The following is a 16,697-nucleotide window of genomic DNA, read 5'->3' on the forward strand; positions in this document are numbered from 1 at the left end:
ATTGGACCGGAAGCCAACAGCCGCGGAGGAAATCCTTGCGGATGTCGCTTCCGTTAGCTGTGTCCTGATCTTGGTGGCTGCGGCGAGTGCCGGTCTGCACGCATTTCTGCATCCTTTGGACAGCCGCCTGGCAGGGTTGTCGATCGTGCTTCTTTGGGGCGGCCTTTTTGCGAACAAAATTGCCGTTGCGCCCCGCCCCTCTGTCATCGAATTGTGCGCAAAACCAATCAAGGCGCTTTTTCTGAAAGGAAAAACCTCTTGAAAACCACTCGGCCCACCCCAGTTATTATTGATAAACAATAATAATGGAGCAAGACATGATCGTTTCCACCACTCCGACCCTGCAGGGCCATGAGATCACAGAATATCGCGGCATTGTCTGCGGCGAGGTCGTGATTGGCGCGCATCTCGGCAAGGACATCCTTGCCAGCTTCACCAATCTCGTCGGGGGCCGATCGAATGCCTATGAGAGCACGCTGCGCGAAACGCGCGACGGCGCCATGGATGAAATGATCGAAGAGGCCCGCAAGCTCGGCGCGAATGCGATTGTCGGCGCGAAATTCGACTACACCGTCATCGGCCAGAATGGCTCCATGATGATGGTCGCCGTCTCCGGCACCGCCGTTACGGCTGGCTAGTCCTTCGATTTGTAGGCCAATGCTGCGGCATTGGCCTCCCAATTCTGACCATCGAACGCATTCACCGTCACGTCCAGCGCCTGCCAGTTATCGATACACCGCCATGTCACGGCAAATCCATCCTGATTTGAGCGGGGCACATAGAAGCTCTTGATCCCGCAGGTCCTGCAGAAGCGGTGCTTGGCGCCGCCCGTGTTGAATGTGTATTCAGTGAGGACGTCTGCCCCCTGAAGAAGACGGAACCGGCTGGCCGGGACGATGACGTGAATATTGCCACTCATCGCGCAGATCGAGCAATTGCAATCCTCAACCTCGAAGGCCGCCGGCAGGTCCACCTCAAACCGCACTGCGCCGCAATGGCATCCGCCCTGATGTGTCGTGAACTCGCTCATCTGGCCGCTCTACCCAACCCATACAGGTGGGAAACGGTCGACCCAAGGGTCGGCGCGCTCCAACTGTCCGGCGAGGGAGTACAGTAATTCTTCGCTGCCACAGCGCCCGCCAAACATCATGCCAAGCGGCAGCCCCTGCGGCGCAGTTTCGGTCGGGTCCGTCCAGTGCAGCGGCACCGACATGGCCGGTGCGCCGATCTGGTTGAACAATGGACAGAGCGGTGCAAAAGTCGACACGGCTGCATTCATTTGCTCGGGCGAGGCCGTCAGTGCGAGCACACCCAATTTCTCTGGCGGGCGGAACAGGGTCGGCGTCAGGATCAGGTCGAGCTTCTGATCATCCAGGAAGCGTTCAAAAGTGATTGCCGCCGCATTGAACAAATTGTTCGCACGCGCCAGCTCCATCATCGGAACGGTCCGACCCAGATTGGCCATCGCAAACGTAATCGGCTCCAGCTCGTCCTCGCGCACGTCGCGGCCGAGCATCACCGAGCGCGCATCAATCGCGGCGGCGACATTGGCGGAGATGGTGAACAGCGCCGCCTTGCCCAACTCCTCCCCGTTCAGTACAGGCGCGGCTTCAACCACAGTGTGGCCGAGGCTTTCCAGCAGATGCCCCGTGGCCTTCAGACCCTCGGCTGCTTCGGGGCTCAATTCGGTGCCATTCGGCGCGGTACGCCAAAGTGCGATCTTCAGCGGCACAGGGTCTCGCGACACGGCCTCCAGGAAGGAGCCCTCCGGAGCTGGTGCCACATAGCGGCTGCCGGTCTCGCGGCCATGTGAGGCGTCCAGCAAGGCCGCATTGTCACGCACCGTGCGGCTGACGGCGTGAACCGTAGACATACCGTTCCAGCCTTCAGTCTGAAGGGGGCCCATCGGCGTGCGCCCGCGCGACGGCTTCATGCCAAACAGACCGGTGCAGGCGGCTGGAATGCGGATTGAGCCCCCACCATCACTCGCCTGCGCCAATGGCACGACGCCTGCCGCGACAGCCGCCGATGCCCCGCCCGACGAGCCACCCGATGTGCGCGTCACATCCCACGGATTGCGCGTCTGGCCATAGAGCGTGGACTCGGTGGTTGTGGTCAGGCCGAATTCGGGACTAGTCGTCTGGCCGAACATGACGAGCCCCGCCTTGCGATAGCGTTCTGTCAGCACCGAATCCTGCGACGAGACATGCCCCTTCCAGCTGACTGACCCATTGGTCAGAGGCGCGCCATCGATCATCACGGCGAGATCCTTGGTGATGAAAGGCACGCCGGCAAACGGCCCGTCAGTGGGCAAGTCTGCCAGCTGGGCTTCGGCAAGGTCGGGATAAAGGCTGGAAAAGCAATTCAGTTCAGACTGCGCGGCATGGGCCCGCGACACTGCCTCGTCCAGCAATTCTTTTGAAGAGACTTCACCGGCGCGGACCAGTTCGGCCAACCCCATCGCATCAAACGCCGCATATTCCTTCATCCTGCCCTCCTGTTTCAAGGCAGTCTGGAGCGCCCGCGGTCAGAAGAAAACCCCTAGTCTTTGGGCGGGCGCGAATTCCGGCGATTGCGCCGGTCCCGTTCCGGCCCACGGGCCAACATGTCGGCCATGGCACGGCGCTGCTCTGGGGGAAGCGCTTCGAGCCGGGCAATCATCGCCTTATGCGTGGCCGCATGAACCGACCCCTCCGCCGCGCGCAGATCGGCAAATGCCGCGCGGACGGCCTCCGCATCGAAAGGATCCGCCTTCAGCGCGTCTGCCAATTGCGCACGCACCGCATTGCGCGCATCGCGTTCTGTTCGGGATTCGCGATAGGATTCCCGCATCAGGCCAAACATAGCCCGGCGTGTTTCAGTATCTATGTCTTGGGCCAACCGGGGCCGCTCTTCACGATGGCCACGATCAGGTATATGGCGCACCAGCATGCCAACAACCAGCCCCAACAGGAGCAGGTTGAACAACAGGGAAATCGTCATCCAGAAAGAAATTCGGCGCGGCGCTCGGGCCGGGGTCTCATTCATTGCGTCGCCTCATCTTCCAGTACCAGTGTGTACGTATCAAATCCAAGCGCAGCATAAACTGCCGCTTCGGCCTGCTCGTCCTGCGTCGTGATCGGTTGGGCTACGCTCATACCGGCGAACACACCGACCGTCAGCGATGCCAACGCGCCTGCGGGAATCCAGACCGGCAGCTTCCAGCCGGATTTGCGTGCAGGGGCCGCCTTTGGCGCAGACGCAATCAAGGCGTCGCGCAAACTCTCAGAGGTCACAACATCCGGGACCTCACCCAAAAGGGCATCAATCTCGCGGGCAGCGGCAATTGCACCAGAAAAATGTTCTGGATGCGCCTTCATGCGCGCACGGGCAGCCGCCCGCTCTTCCTCGGGAAACATGTGGGGATCGGCCCCATAGGTCTCGATCAGGGCCAGGATCCGGTCGTCTGAAATCAATTGTCCGCTCATGATGCGGCCCTCTCCAACAGGCTGGCGCGAAGCGTGCGTCGTGCACGTGCCAGCAAACTTTCCAGTGCCTCCACGCTGACATCCATGATGTCTGCGGCTTCGGCTTGAGAATGTCCCTGCAGGGCGCATAGCGTCAATGCTGCGGCCTGGCGTTCCGGCAAGTGGGAGATTGCATCTTCCACCGCACGGACCCGCTGGGACTGATCCAGCAATTCTGCCGGGGTCATGGCCGGATCAGTGCGCTCCGGCAGGTGTTCCATGGTCACTTCACGGCGCTTGCGCAGCCGATCGTAACAGAGATTCAGGGCAACCCGGTGCAGCCAGGTTGAGAATTTCGCACGCGGTTCCCATCCCGGCAGCGCCTTCCAGGCGCGGAGGAAGGTTTCCTGTGTCACATCTTCAGCCTCTGAAGGGTCGCCGAGCATGCGCGTTGCCAAGGCAAGGACGCCGCTGCTGTAGCGGTCGACAAGGCTGGAGACAGCAGCGGGGTCGCCCGCTGCTGCTCGTGTGATCCGGTCGAGGTCTGAACTGAAAGCCAAGGCAGAGGACTTAACCGAAAACGGGCCGGAAGAACATCGTCATATCGCGGTAAATCACGTTGATACATCTCTGGCTTCCGGCCCATCGGGAGGTCGTCCTTATTCAGGCTGCGGGCCGTCGCCGCGCTTATGCTTACCGCCGCGACGATCTTTCATCTTCGACTTCATGGCGTCCATTTCTTCCTTGGTCACAATGCCATCGCCATCGGCATCGACCTTGTCAAAGCCGGGACGTTCCTTGCTGGCAAACTCCTCGGCGCTGATCGTGCCGTTACCGTCAGTGTCCAACTTCGCGAACATCTTGGCCTTGCGTTCCGCCATGCGCTCAGCGCGCTTGGCTTCGTGATGCGCATCCAGTTCGGCCTGCGTCACGGCGCCATCGCCATTGGCGTCAACCTCTGCAAATCTCGCAGCGCGGTGCGCATCGATTTCTGCCTTGGAGAGGTCTCCATCGCCATTGGTATCGATTTCAGCAATCATGGCTTCCATATTGCCGCGTTGGCCATGATGTCCCTTGCCGCGATGACCGTCGCCCGGTTGGGCAATGGCGATCATTGGCAGGGCCAGGGCCGCAATGGCGGCGATCGAAGCGGTTGCAATCGTAGTACGTTTCATTGAGAAAACTCCGTTTGTTTTACTCACCCATCGCGTATTGAACGGGTTGGCCCGGAGTTTCCGTCGCTCAAAGCTGAAGTTTTTTCACCGCCAGCATGTGAATCTTTGATTTCACTGAGGAAATTTCTGCCTCAAGCGCGTCGAATGTCTCCATATCCACCGATCGACAGAGCCTGTCCTTCAAGCCTTCCGGTATGTGCCCGCCCGCCATTTCGCTGCCGAGCGCCAATCTGTGAACCTGCTGGAGCGACTGAAGAAAGGTGACTCCCTCTTCAAGTAACGTCCTTTCCGCCTCCGGAAGCGACGAGCAGGAAATCGCCTCGCGCGTATTGGAACGGATCGCATCCGGTTCGCCACGCAACAGCATGTCGCGCTGAACGACAAACTCGGCATCCACCAGACCGCCTTCGGCCGTCTTCAGGTCCCAAAGGCCTGTCCCCGGCTTCTCGCGATAGAGCCTCTGGCGCATGTCCGCCACGTCCTGTGAGATCGTACCATCCGTCTTGCCCGCGCGCGCGACGATAGCTTCGCAGGCGATCTTCATGATGCGATAGCAGAGCGCCTCGTCGCCCGTGACCGGTCGCAGGCGGGTCAGCGCCATATGCTCCCAGGTCCAGGCATCATGATTTTGGTAGCGCTCGAAAGCCGGCACGCTGACCGCAACGGGTCCGGCGCCGCCGGAAGGCCGCAATCGCATGTCGACTTCGTAAAGATCCCCCTCAGCTGTGGGAGCCGTCAAGGCCGTTATCAGGCGCTGCGTAAATCGCGTGTACCAGGTCTGCGCCACCATCGGGTCTGCGTCGTAGATCACGATAATGTCGAGATCGGACCCGGCCGTCAGTTCCCGCCCGCCCAGCTTACCCATGGCAAAGATGGCCCAACTGCCCGGCCGCGGACCATAGCGGTCCTCGGTTTCACTCTCAGCGGCGCTGGCCATTTCCTGAATGGTCTCATCGGCAAGGTCTGACCAGTGCGCCCCGGCATCGCGCGCATTGATCAGGCCATGCAACAAGCGGTGCCCGATCAGGAAATTCTGTTCCCGGTGGTAGCGTCGCCACGCATCCAGCGCGCCATCGAAACTGACCGTGTCGTCAATCACCGGACGTGGCGGTTCCTGACGACTGACCAAGGCTTCCAACAGGTCGGGGCGGCGTGACAGAATCTGCGCGAGGCGTGGCGCGAGCGCGAGCGTGGATACAAGGTCATCCAGCAGGGTCTGCTCCGCCAACAGCATGGACAGCGTCTGCACGCCAGAGGACATCCCTTCGAAGAAACGCGAGAACCAGCGAAACGCCTCATCAGGCTCACCCGTCTTGCCCATCGCTTCCAGCATGCTTGGCAGCAAGGCTGTCAGCAGTTCCCGGCCCCGGGCCGTGCGCGTTGCTGGCACGCGCCCCCGATGCCAGGACCGGATCGACTCAATGGCCGCGCTTGGGTTGCTGAAGCCCAGCGAAGCAAGCGTTTCAATCGTCCCCGGATCATCATCAACACCCGTGAAGACAAGATTGCCAAGCGGACTGGCGTCCAGTGCCCGGTCTTCATGAGCAAACAAACCGTCATAGTGCGCCTGAACGCAGCGGCGTGTGGCCTGCAAGTCCCGGTCGAATGAGGCAAGATCGGCATAGCCACAAAGCATGGCCACGTCCTTGCGGTCATCTTCGCCCGCCGGGACGGTATGGGTCTGCTCGTCGCGGCGCATCTGGACCCTGTGCTCCAGATTGCGCAAGGCGAGATAGGCCGTCTCCAATTCCTCGGCCGTGTTGCGTTCGACCACACCTGCACCCGTTAGCGCGGCGAGCGCGCCGAGCGTGGAATTATCGCGCAGTTCCGACTGTCGCCCACCAAGGATCAATTGTTGCGTCTGGGCAAAGAATTCGATCTCGCGAATACCGCCCGGCCCCAGCTTCACATTCGGCGAGACGGTCTCGAAATCGGCGCGCCCTACTTTGCTGTTGATCATCCGCTTGATGGCCTGGATGTCGCCAATCGCCCAATAGTCGAGATTACGGCGCCAGACAAAAGGCTGCAGGATTTTCAGGAAACGGTCCGCACTCGCATGGTCTCCGGCGGTCGGACGCGCCTTGATCCAGACCATCCGCTCCCAGTTCTGACCCACACTCTCATAGTAAAGGTCCGCCATCTTCGTTGAGACCGCCAGGGGCGTCGACGACGGATCGGGCCGCAATCGAAGGTCGGTTCGGAACACATAACCGTCACCCGTCGCTTCCTGCATCATGCGGACGAGGTCCCGTGCGATACGCTGTGCGGTCTCCCCGGCGGAAAAGTCACCGTCCATGAACACACCCGGCTCATAGAACACGCAGATATCGATATCGCTGGAATAGTTCAGCTCATACGCGCCCATCTTGCCAAGGGCGACCGCGAAGATGCCCGCGCCGCCAAGATCCCGTTTGGCGAGAGACGCACGCAATACTGCTTCAAGGCACTCTTCGGCAAACTCGCTGAGCGCGCGCGTCACACCCATTACTGGCAACACGCCGGCCAGGTCTTCTGCTGCGAGCGATAGATGCAGTTGCGCCTTGGCCTTGCGCATGGTTGCCATGACATCGGCTTCGGGCAAATCGGCTGGAATATCCCTGACGGCCTGCAAGGCATCGCGCCAATGCCCGCGCACGCCCGTCTCATGCAGGCGCCGCAAATAGGGCGCCGCTGGCAGAGCCCGCTCCAGCGCGGTTTCGGCGGTATCTGCGACTGGCAGGATCGTCAGCATACGGGCATCACACTCTCGGCAGGCGCAGCGTGGCCTTCAGACCCGGCATGTCCGGATCGCCGCCCGCATCACTCAGGATCAAACTGCCGCCATGCATGTCTGCCACGGAATCGACGAGCGCGAGACCAAGGCCGGATCCAGGCTGAGTGCGCGCCGAATCCATACGCTGGAAGCGCTGTACGACGAGTTCGCGCGAGCCCTCCGGGACACCGGGGCCGGAATCCACAACAGTCATATCGACGGTGCCATTCGGGCCGCGCGTAATGGAGAATGTGATGGCACCGCCTTCGGGCGTGTACTTCACGGCATTGTCGAGCAAGTTCGACAAGGCCTGACCCACAAGGTCACGATCCGCAAGAATGGTAAGGTTGCGAGAAATCTGGCTCTTGAAGGAAAGTCCCGCTTCCTCGCAGGCCGGGTCGAAGAGTTCGGCCAGTTCTTCGCCGAGTTCCGACACATCCATCCGTACACGCTCGCCTTCCGCGCCCGCTTCCAACCGCGCAAGGCGGAGGATTGCGTTGAACGTGCCGAGCACCCGGTCCACCTCCTCGACCGTCACTTCCAGAGTAGCCTCGGCGCTTTCGCGTGACATCGGTTCGGACAGGGCGATCTCCAGTCGATTGCGAAGGCGCGAGAGAGGCGAGCGCAGGTCATGCGCAATTGCGTTCCCTGTATGGCGCGTGGAATCCACCAGCTTCTCGATCTGGTCGAGCATGGCATTCAGCCGGGACGCCAGCCGGTCGAACTCGTCGCCAGATCCGCGCACGGGTGCGCGCCTGCCCAATTCCCCGCCCATCACGGCCTCGGCCGTCCGCGCGAGTTCATCTGCCCGTCGCGCGGCTCCGCGCGAAATCAGGATTCCCCCCAGCAATGAGAAGACCAACCCGATGGGAGCGGCAATGAAGATTGCGCGCTGTATGCGCCCCACAATCGCCGTCTGCTGTTCGGTGTCAAATGCCACCAGCAAAGCACCACCATTGTCACGCAGGCGCACGATACGACCTGCTGCCTGCCGCAGGATCTCGGTTCCGTCCGGCTCCTGCTGGCGGAACTCGAAATAAACGGTCTGCACGTCTGCTGCTGGCGGCGCCGTCGGCATCCGCCCGAAATGGCCCGCAATCTTTCGGCCCGAAGAGTCTTCAAGATAGTAGAAATAGGTAGAGCCGGTGCGCGTCATCCGCTCCAGAACGGACTGGCTGAGACGCTCCATTCCGCCTGTGAAATAGGCGTTTCCAAGCTGCTCGAATTCGAGATCCATCCGCCGCTCGCTCTCCGTGCGGATATAGTAGACCGTCGAATAATAGAGATAGACCAGCAACGCAGCCGAAAACGCCGCAAACATGGCGCTGTAGATCAGCGCCAGTTTGAACGTCGTCGTCTTCAGGAAGGTCGGCAGTGCGAGTCTCATGTGGTGCTAGGTGCCAGTCGCCTGCCCGGGCGTCTAGCCCTGCAGGCGATAGCCAGCCCCGCGCACCGTATGCAGAAGTGGCTCTTCGAATTCCTTGTCGATCTTCGCGCGCAGGCGCGAGATGTGGACGTCGATCACATTGGTCTGGGGGTCGAAATTATAATCCCACACCTTCTCCAGCAACATGGTACGCGTCACGACCTGTCCGGCATGGCGCATAAGATATTCCAGCAGACGGAACTCGCGCGGCTGGAGGTCGATCTTCTGCCCGGCCCGCGTCACTTTGCGGGTCAGCAGATTCATTTCAAGATCACCGGCTTTCAGGACCGTCACCTGTTGCTCCACCGGCAGGCGACGGCCGAGTGCCTCGACCCGTGCAGCGAGTTCGGCCGGAGCAAATGGCTTGGCGAGATAGTCATCCGCGCCAACCTTCAGCCCCTGCACCCGATTTTGGACATCGCCCAGAGCTGACAGGAAGAGGGTCGGCGTCTTGCCGCCCGCTTCCCGGTATTCCTTGACCAAGGTCAGGCCATCTTTTTCCGGCAGCATCCGGTCTACGACAAGCGCGTCGAATTCAGACGCCCGCGCCATGGCCAGGCCGCTATCACCATCGGTTGCCATGTCGACGCGGTGGCCCGCCTCGACCAGAACCTTCTCGATGAAGCTGGCCATTTCGATGTCATCTTCAATTACGAGAACATGCATGGTGTCTTCCTGAACCGTATCAAGCATCGGAATCTCCTATTCGGCGTCCGACAGGTCAATGGTGCGATAATTCGTGATCTGGCCAATACGGACTGCGATCAGAATTTTCGTGCGCTTGGCGTTCTTGGCGTCGGTAATTGCCTTGCGGAAAGCTTCGACGGATGTGGCCGGCTTGTTGTTCACTTCCAGGATGACCATGCCTTCCTGAATGCCGGCCTCTTCCATGACGCCGTCCTTGGTGATGCCCGACACGAGCAGGCCATTTTCGCCTTCACGCAAGCCAAGACGGGTGCGCAATTCGTCGTCCATCTTCTCGAACGTCGCGCCAACTTCCTTCACTTCCTTGCCGGTATCCGGCGCCGTCGTGGCTGACGAAGAAAGCGCCGGTTCGACGATCGCATTCGGATTGCTCGGACGCTCGCCGACGGTGACATTTAGGGTCTGTTTCTTGCCGCCGCGAATAATCTCGAACTTGTTCTGCGTATTGGCGATCAGTTTGCCGACCAGCCGCGTCGTCGATGTGGCATCGGTGACCTTGTCGCCATTTACGGACAGGATGATGTCGCCACGTGCGAGGCCGCCTTTTTCTGCCGGACTGCCATTGGTGACATCGGCAATGATTGCACCTTTGGCATCCTTGATGCCTTGGGCCTCGGCCATATCATCTGTCAGGTCCTGGATGGCAACACCCAGCCAGCCGCGTGAGACCTTGCCGTCCTTGATCAGGGACTTGGTCACTTCACTGGCGAGCTCTGCCGGAATCGCAAAGCCGATCCCGACAGAACCGCCCGTCGGCGAAAAGATCGCCGTGTTCACACCAATCACATTGCCATTGAGGTCAAAGGTGGGGCCACCGGAATTGCCCCGGTTGATGGAGGCATCGATCTGGAGGAAATCTGTATAGGGGCTGTCCGGGCCAATCTCGCGGCCATCGGCTGACAAGATGCCCGCAGTGGCAGTGCCGCCAAGTCCAAATGGATTGCCAAGCGCGACCACCCAGTCGCCCTTGCGCATAGTGTGGGAGTCGCCAAAGCTGACGAAGCGATATTCGCCCGGCTCTGTAACACGCAGCACAGCCAGATCCGTTTGCGCATCGGTGCCGACCAGTTCGGCGTCGAGCTCTGTCCCGTCCTTCAGGACGACCTGAATGGCCGTAGCGCCCTCAACCACGTGATTGTTCGTAACGATGTAGCCATCCTTGGAGATGAAGAAGCCCGACCCAAGCGAGCGACCCTCGCGCGTTTCCGGTTCTTCTTCCTCTTCCTGACGGCGCTGTTCCATGAACTCATCCAGGCCAGGCATGCCGCGAAATTGTTCGAAGAATTCCTGCATGTCAGCCATACGGCCGACTTCGCGCTCGGTGGTAACGTTGACGCTGACCACGGCCGGCTCAACTTGTTCGATCAAATCGGCAAAACTGAGCGGCGCGCCCCGTGGCGCTTCAATCTGGATCGGCTGGGCACCCGCCTCCGGGCTGAAGATCTGTGGGGCGAGGGAGAAAGAGCCTACCATCGCCACGCCCACCAGCGCAGCTACCATGGCCTGTCTCGATATGCCGATTGTCTTCATTCCTGTCTCCAAGTCACTGAAAAATTTGCCTGTATTGGGCATGTGGGCCAGCATAAGCCTGCCACAAGCATTGTGGTCATTAAAAGACAGTAAGGCGATTTTCACGCGCCGGTAAGAAAATTGCCCCTGATTTCTCCTGGCTTGACGCGACAACCTCCGGTCGACTTGCCCCAACAGTGTGAATCTGAAGGTAACTCTACAGAAAGCTGTTTTTTAATGAAGTTTACGCAAGTCCGGTCAAAAGTCCCTTGTAAGCCAAGTATTTTGCGCTCATTCTATTTGCGGAACAAGGCTATGGGGCTTCGAGCGAAGATCAGGACATCCTCTCAACCGGCACATCGTGCCAGGCTGAGTGTTGGGTTGCCTGCCACTCTTCACGCGAGCTGCCCCGACCCCTTGCCGGCGTCGCACAGGCCCTTTTCAAGGTTCTGCGGCATTCGCCTCCGGAGGCAATGTGTCCCTGCCAGGACGTCATCTCCGGGCCATTGCAATCGTCAAGCGCGTCCCCACCCAGCTGACGAATGTTATGGAGCGGCGTCGGCATCCTTTCCCACAGTCTCACAGACAGGCTTCGACAAGCATTGATTTCTGGCCAAGCGAATGGTCTTCAACCAGATGCCCTCTGGTGGGGCAAAAGGACGAGCAGTTGCATAATAAGCTGACAATAATTCTGACCGGATTGGCCGGGTGCGCTCTACTGGCCAGCGGCATTTCCCTCGCGCCGCCTGGCACTTTGGCATTGACCCTCTGCCTCGGCGCCCTCCTGCTTGGGCTCAGTGTCATTGATTTTCGCACATTGACCCTTCCCGATACCCTGACGGCCTCAACAGTCCTGCTCGGCATCCTGATGGTCTGGCTGACCCGGCCTGAAGCCTGGCGGGCGCACCTGATCGGCGGACTGGTCGGCTATGGCATTCTGGTGATGGTGGAACTCGGCTATCGCCACTTGCGTGGCAAAGACGGACTCGGACGGGGCGACGCCAAACTGCTCGGCGCGCTTGGCGTATGGACTGGTTGGGCGGGCCTTGCCCCCATTATGCTCGTCGCGTCGGCCTCCGCACTGGTGGGCGTGATCGGACTGTCGGCGCTCGGAATCCGCAAGGTCGATGCCGATACGCCCATTCCATTCGGGCCGTTCATCGCGCTGGGCGGATGGGTTGTCTGGCTTGGCGGACGTTTCTTCCTGCCAACCGGACTCTACTAGGCGTCTTCCGGCTCGACGGGATCCACCTGCGCCCTGCGCGAGCGCGCAATCGCGATGCCGATGAACGCGCCAAACAGCAATAGCAAGAATGGCCCGCCCCATAGTAGCCAGCCCGCTACACCGTCCGCCTTCGGACGGAACAGGACAAACTCGCCATACCGGTCCTCGAACCAGCCGCGCACCTCTTCGTCACTCGCGCCATCCTCGATCATCACGCGTACCCGCGCGCGCATGTCTTCGGCAATTGGCGCGGCGGACTGGGAAATCGGTTCATTCTCGCAGGCGACACAGCGCAGCTCGCGCATCAGGGATTGCGCGCGGGCCTCCTGTTGCGGGTTATCCAGCGCAACATCTTCGGCCACAGCGAACCCGGCAAGCACCAGACTGATCAGGATTACAACGAACTGTTTCATGCTTTGCGCCTTGGCCACAGGCTGAAGGCACCGCCCAGCGCCATCAGGATCACGCCGAAATATAACAGGTCAATCATCGGATTATAGTAGACCCGAAACACCCAGCGCGGCGCGCCATCCACCATGCGCTGCTCGCCCAGCGCTGCATAGAGATCGCCGGTGCCCGTCTTGTGGATCGCAGTTTCCGTGGTCGGCATTTGTGCCGCCGGATAATAGCGTTTCATGGGCGTCATGATCGCCTTGGCGCCGCCGCGCGTCGCGGTCAGCTGCGCCCGGTCGGCATACCAGTTCGGGCCTTCGATTGCGCGCACCTGATCAAGGGTCAGCGTCCAGCCGGCCACTGTGCCAGATCCGCCTTCTGCCAGCGCCACCGTCGTCTCATACCGTCCCGTGGTCTCGACGACCGCACCAATCACAAACAGGCCGAGGCCCATATGGGCCAAAGTCATGCCCCAGACGCGCGGCGGCAGACGGAAGATGCGTCCCGGCGTGATCGCCCGGCGCTTCAATTCCCACAGTGCGCCAATCACCAGCCACGCACCCAGTGCAAGGCCAAGTGCTGCGCCGATCGAAATGTCCCAGAGGCCGACCCCCAAGGCGAGGAAGACCAGCGCCAGCGTACCGCCAGCGATCGCCCATTTGGACCAGTTCTTCAAATCCGCCTTGCCCCAGGCCCAAGCCTGAACCACGGGCAATATGAGCAGCAACAGTGCCAGCATCGGCGTGAACGTCAGATTGAAATAGGGCTCGCCAACAGAAATCGTCCGGCCGGCTGCCTCTGCCATCAGCGGAAAAAGCGTTCCGAGCAACACGGTCAGCGCCGCCACGATCAGAACGATATTGTTCGCCATCAGCGCGCCTTCCCGGCTGAGCAACATCCACGGCTTCCCGCCCGGCAGTTTTGGTGCCCGCATGGCAAACAGCACCAGCGCAAAGCCGCCATAGGTCAGCAGGCCGAACAGCAAGAGCATGCCCCGCTCCGGGTCCACGGCAAAGGCGTGCACAGACGTGAGGATGCCCGAGCGCACGAGGAATGCGCCCATGATCGAGAACAGGAAGGCCAGCACCGCCAGCAGCGCCGACCAGGCCCCGAAGCCTTCGCGCTTCTCTGTCACGACAACCGAATGCAACAGCGCAGCCCCGATCAGCCACGGCATCAGCGAAGCATTTTCCACCGGGTCCCAGAACCACCAGCCGCCCCAGCCAAGCTCGTAATAGGCCCAGTAGGAGCCGAGCGCGATGCCGAGCGTAAGCGGAATGAAAGCAGCCAACGACCAGCGCCGCGCCTCCTTCGCCCAGACCGAATCGACCCGCGCTTCCATCAGGCCAGCCGCCGCCAGCGCAAACACGAAGGAATATCCGACATAGCCAAGATACAGCATGGGCGGATGAATGCTGAGCGCCGGATCCTGTAAGAGCGGGTTCAGCCCTGCGCCCTGAAATGGCGCTGGATCCAGCCGCAGGAAGGGCGACGATGCAAACAACAAATAGGCCAGCGCGCCGACCGCCAGCAGGCCCTGAATGCCGAGCGCGCGCGCCTCGAACAGGTCGCGCCCGGTGCGCATCCACAGCGCACCTGCTGCGCCAAAGCCAAGCGTGACAAGACACCAGAGCGCCATCGAACCTTCATGGTTCCCCCAGGCGCCTGCGATCTTGTAGATCATCGGCTTCAGCGTGTGCGAATTGTTCGCCACCAGCGCGACCGAGAAATCAGACCGGGCAAAGGCCACGATCAGCGTCACAAAAGACAGGATCATCACCGCGAAACCGGCATAAGCGGCCAGCCCCGCCATCCGCCGTTGGCCCGTCAGGCCGAACATGCCCTGCGCCAGCGCCGCTGCCAGCGCCAGGAAGGCCGCAAAATGGCCGAGTTCGATCATCCGGCCACGTCCAGCGGTTTCAGTTCCCGCGGCTGGTAGTTTTCATCATGCTTGGCGAGGATCTGTCGCGCCGTGAACGCGCCCTCCGGCCCGAACTGGCCGGTTGCCACCACACCCTGTCCTTCGCGGAACAGGTCTGGTGCGATACCGGTATAGCTGACACGGATCGTGTGGGGGCTGTTGTCGATGACGGTGAAAATCATGGTCGCGCCATCTTCGGAATAGGCCAGTGATCCCGGCTCGACCCAGCCGCCGACCTTCACAACCTTGCCGTCTTCCGGCTGGCCTTGCTCGGCCAGGATTTCCGGCGTGTAAAACAGGTTGGCATTCTCGCGCAGCGCAAAGAAAGCCAGCACCGCCGCCGCCAGGAGCAGCAGCGCCGCAATGCCAAAAGTATAGAGTCGTCGTGTCCGTGCGCGCATGGCGAGACTTATAAGGGGACTTGCACCGAAAAGGGAGTGCGGCGAAAGCAACCCGATTTCAAGGACCGGCAAAGCATCCTGTCAGGCAGTCCGGTAAATTGCAGCCCAAAAGCAGTTTTCAAATTCTACAAGCTTGCCCACAGTCACAAAACGCAGCCTCATAGTTGGAAAACTTCGTGTCGGGGAAACAAGGAAAGCCACCATGATAAAACGTATTCACGCCGTGAATGCAGCCGCATTTTGCATTTTTGTTTCCGCTTGCGCGGCTCCCTCGATCACTGAAGGTGGTGACATCGCGGAGGTTGATACCCCGTGGCAGGCTGAAACTGTCAACTGGGACCAGACAACAGATGACATCAACCGGCTGGTTGAGCGCTACAACGCACCTTCGGCGGCGGTGGCAGTTATCTCTGATGGGGAGATTGTTTATGCGCAGAGTTTCGGTCTGCAGGAAATTGAAACCCACACTCCGGCAAGCCTCGAGACAATGTACGCGGTGGGGTCGATTTCGAAGACGTTCACGAGCGCGCTGATCGGGACACTGGAAAACGAAGGCAAACTCGCTCTCACCGATCATCCGTCCAGACATGTACATGATCTGCAGTTCCGCTCGGAAGAGCTTTCAGCCAATCTCAGCGTGGCCAACCTGCTGTCACAAACATCCGGGCTGCCTAGACTCGATGGCTCTTACGTATTCTTTCCGGAAAAGGATCAGGTAGATCTGGCGCCACGGTTCCTCCATTTCGGTGCGTCTTGTCGGGTGGGCGATTGCTGGTCTTACAACAACATGAATTTCATCATGCTGGATATGATCGCCGAAAGCGTCACCGGACAATCGAAAAGCCAGATGCTCATGGACAAACTTCTGGTGGGTGCCGGGATGAAAAGCACAGTCAGTTCGACCGAAGCATTTTCCAGATCTGCCAACGCCGCCACCGGGTACACCAAGACCGGAGATGATATGAGACCCGCCGCAACGGAGTATCTGTTCGGAGAACAAGTGTACGCAACGGCATCAGACATGGCCCGCTGGCTAAATCTCTGGATGACCGAAGGGGGCGGTATTATTCCGGCTGACTATGTTCAGCGTGCCATATCCATGCAGGCGATTGAGAATGGCAGCGCTCCCAGCAAGGATGAGCCCGGCGCATATCTATTTGGGTACGGCTACGGGTGGAGCGTTAAGTCGGTGGAGGGCAATTTTGTCGTACACCATGGCGGCAATGAAAATGGTTTCTCGGCTCAGATTCTGTTCGTTCCGGCATCTGGCATCGGCGTCGTCACCCTGACCAATCAACAAGACTCCATCCTGCCTTACGTCGTCAATGACCTGCTATTGCGCCGAAACCTGTCCCTTCCAGAAACCGGTGTTGACGAATATCCGGTCGTGGTCGGTACGTCAGCGCCGCTTCTGTCAGACACCACAGCGAAACTGAACCTGAATAGGGATGCGCCGTTCCCGCTGGAGCTCACGACGCTACCGGGCAGATATAGCGCACCCGGTTATGGTACGATCGAAATCCGATTGGATGACGACGTTCTCAAACTGCGTACTCCCGCTGCCGATTTTGTGCTCTCACATCGTGAGGGTACGGTATTCAGTCTGGGTACCACCGAGTCCGTTCCGATGGGAATCAATCTCGATTTTTTTGAAGTCACATTTGAGGAAGATTCTCTTTCGATGAATCTGGCCAGCGAACCCGTCGTGTTCGAGAAATCTGATGCCCAGATTGTGAGATGATCT

Annotated in this window: 17 protein-coding genes; 4 read left to right on the forward strand and 13 right to left on the reverse strand. The window is 60.1% G+C overall.

Going from position 1 to position 16,697, the window contains the following annotated elements:
- The first annotated feature begins 1 nt into the window (after window position 1).
- A complete protein-coding gene (locus B3527_RS09310) occupies window positions 2-262 on the forward strand; it encodes a hypothetical protein (RefSeq protein WP_290479687.1) in 261 nt (86 codons plus the stop codon).
- A gap of 55 nt (window positions 263-317) precedes the next feature.
- Entirely contained in the window at window positions 318-638 is a 321-nt protein-coding gene (locus B3527_RS09315) for a YbjQ family protein (RefSeq protein ID WP_206990996.1), read from the forward strand.
- Here B3527_RS09315 and B3527_RS09320 read toward each other — a convergent pair.
- The 10 genes from B3527_RS09320 to B3527_RS09365 form a co-directional block, all read right to left on the reverse strand.
- Window positions 635-1,030, reverse strand: a complete 396-nt coding sequence (locus B3527_RS09320; protein ID WP_290479688.1) for a GFA family protein — start codon at window positions 1,028-1,030, stop codon at window positions 635-637. The genes B3527_RS09315 and B3527_RS09320 overlap by 4 nt on opposite strands.
- Before the next feature lie 9 nt (window positions 1,031-1,039).
- Window positions 1,040-2,488, reverse strand: coding sequence for an amidase (locus B3527_RS09325; protein WP_290479689.1), 1,449 nt, complete (start codon window positions 2,486-2,488; stop codon window positions 1,040-1,042).
- 53 nt (window positions 2,489-2,541) lie between these two features.
- Entirely contained in the window at window positions 2,542-3,027 is a 486-nt protein-coding gene (locus tag B3527_RS09330) for a periplasmic heavy metal sensor (protein ID WP_290479690.1), read from the reverse strand.
- Entirely contained in the window at window positions 3,024-3,467 is a 444-nt protein-coding gene (locus B3527_RS09335) for a hypothetical protein (protein WP_290479691.1), read from the reverse strand. The genes B3527_RS09330 and B3527_RS09335 overlap by 4 nt, the downstream gene beginning before the upstream one ends.
- Entirely contained in the window at window positions 3,464-4,006 is a 543-nt protein-coding gene (locus B3527_RS09340) for an RNA polymerase sigma factor (RefSeq protein WP_034811218.1), read from the reverse strand. Before B3527_RS09340 ends, B3527_RS09335 begins: the two co-directional genes overlap by 4 nt.
- A gap of 99 nt (window positions 4,007-4,105) precedes the next feature.
- Window positions 4,106-4,621: an EF-hand domain-containing protein gene (locus B3527_RS09345; RefSeq protein ID WP_034811216.1), complete on the reverse strand. Its 516-nt coding sequence runs from the start codon at window positions 4,619-4,621 to the stop codon at window positions 4,106-4,108.
- Between the two features lie 67 nt (window positions 4,622-4,688).
- On the reverse strand, window positions 4,689-7,352 hold the full coding sequence (locus B3527_RS09350; RefSeq protein ID WP_290479692.1) for a bifunctional [glutamine synthetase] adenylyltransferase/[glutamine synthetase]-adenylyl-L-tyrosine phosphorylase: 2,664 nt from the start codon (window positions 7,350-7,352) through the stop codon (window positions 4,689-4,691).
- 7 nt (window positions 7,353-7,359) lie between these two features.
- Window positions 7,360-8,760 carry a sensor histidine kinase gene (locus tag B3527_RS09355; protein WP_034811214.1) on the reverse strand — a complete coding sequence of 467 codons (1,401 nt, stop codon included), beginning with the start codon at window positions 8,758-8,760 and terminating at the stop codon, window positions 7,360-7,362.
- A 33-nt stretch (window positions 8,761-8,793) separates the two neighbouring features.
- Window positions 8,794-9,465, reverse strand: coding sequence for a response regulator transcription factor (locus B3527_RS09360; protein WP_034811982.1), 672 nt, complete (start codon window positions 9,463-9,465; stop codon window positions 8,794-8,796).
- 36 nt (window positions 9,466-9,501) lie between these two features.
- Complete coding sequence (locus B3527_RS09365; RefSeq protein ID WP_206991004.1) at window positions 9,502-11,034, reverse strand: Do family serine endopeptidase; 1,533 nt, start codon at window positions 11,032-11,034, stop codon at window positions 9,502-9,504.
- A 646-nt stretch (window positions 11,035-11,680) separates the two neighbouring features.
- Between B3527_RS09365 and B3527_RS09370 the strand changes: the two genes are divergently transcribed.
- Window positions 11,681-12,238: a prepilin peptidase gene (locus B3527_RS09370; protein ID WP_290479694.1), complete on the forward strand. Its 558-nt coding sequence runs from the start codon at window positions 11,681-11,683 to the stop codon at window positions 12,236-12,238.
- On the opposite strand, the gene B3527_RS09375 is transcribed toward B3527_RS09370, so the two are convergent.
- From B3527_RS09375 to B3527_RS09385, 3 genes are read right to left on the reverse strand one after another with little or no spacing between them, the layout of a single operon-like run.
- The gene (locus B3527_RS09375; protein ID WP_290479695.1) at window positions 12,235-12,651 is read right to left on the reverse strand and encodes a cytochrome c-type biogenesis protein; all 417 of its coding nucleotides are present in this window, start codon (window positions 12,649-12,651) and stop codon (window positions 12,235-12,237) included. The genes B3527_RS09370 and B3527_RS09375 overlap by 4 nt on opposite strands.
- On the reverse strand, window positions 12,648-14,531 hold the full coding sequence (locus tag B3527_RS09380) for a heme lyase CcmF/NrfE family subunit (protein WP_290479696.1): 1,884 nt from the start codon (window positions 14,529-14,531) through the stop codon (window positions 12,648-12,650). Before B3527_RS09380 ends, B3527_RS09375 begins: the two co-directional genes overlap by 4 nt.
- Window positions 14,528-14,953, reverse strand: a complete 426-nt coding sequence (locus B3527_RS09385) for a cytochrome c maturation protein CcmE (protein ID WP_206991008.1) — start codon at window positions 14,951-14,953, stop codon at window positions 14,528-14,530. The genes B3527_RS09380 and B3527_RS09385 overlap by 4 nt, the downstream gene beginning before the upstream one ends.
- Before the next feature lie 202 nt (window positions 14,954-15,155).
- Here B3527_RS09385 and B3527_RS09390 point away from each other — a divergent pair, with 202 nt between their 5' ends.
- A complete protein-coding gene (locus B3527_RS09390; RefSeq protein WP_290479697.1) occupies window positions 15,156-16,694 on the forward strand; it encodes a serine hydrolase in 1,539 nt (512 codons plus the stop codon).
- Window positions 16,695-16,697 lie beyond the last annotated feature (3 nt).

The organism is Hyphomonas sp. UBA4505 (assembly GCF_002388685.1).
Classification (GTDB): Bacteria; Pseudomonadota; Alphaproteobacteria; order Caulobacterales; family Hyphomonadaceae; genus Hyphomonas.